General features: G+C 53.9%; 1 protein-coding gene. It reads right to left on the bottom strand.

Annotated elements, in window-relative coordinates; translation table 11 throughout:
- A partial coding sequence (locus tag lacNas_RS06890) for an FAD-binding protein (RefSeq protein ID WP_201346722.1) occupies positions 1-545 on the bottom strand: 545 nt, incomplete at both ends.

Here is a 545-nt window from a genome sequence, read left to right as displayed (position 1 = left end):
CCTTGTTGTTGAGGTAGCCGCCGGCAGCCAAAATGACAACTTTGGCCAGAACGTCTTCAGTAGTACCGTCGGCTTCATTTCTGATGGTAACGGTCTTGCTGCCGTCTTCGTTCAGCTTGAGAGCAGTAGCTGCAACAGAAGTCAGCAATTCGCCGCCAAGTTCGAGGAATTTCGGTTCCAAGGCATTGTGGATGGCGCCATAGCCGAAGCCCTTGTAGATGTGCCAAGTAGCTTCGCCGGCCCCCATGGCTTGAACTCGTTCAAAGACTACACCTTCGTTAGCCAGCCACTGAACGTTTTCGGCGCTGGAGTCAACGTACTTGCGCCAGATTCTTGCGTCAGCCTTGTACTTGGAGTATTCAACTTCTTCTTTCAAGACGTCAGTGCCAGAAACTTCGATGCCTTTTTCCTTTTGCAGGTAGGAGCCGACAGCGAAGATCCCTTCACTGTAGTTGGCACTGCCGCCGGTGTGGCGGCCTTTTTCCAGCAAAAGCACGCTGGCGCCATTTTCCTGAGCGGTCAAAGCGGCTGCCTGGCCGGCAGCA

This window comes from Lactobacillus nasalidis (assembly GCF_016587775.1).
In the GTDB taxonomy this organism is placed as follows: Bacteria; Bacillota; Bacilli; order Lactobacillales; family Lactobacillaceae; genus Lactobacillus; species Lactobacillus nasalidis.
The sequence above is the reverse complement of the archived record's forward strand: the minus strand, read 5'-3'. Positions and strand labels throughout refer to the sequence as shown.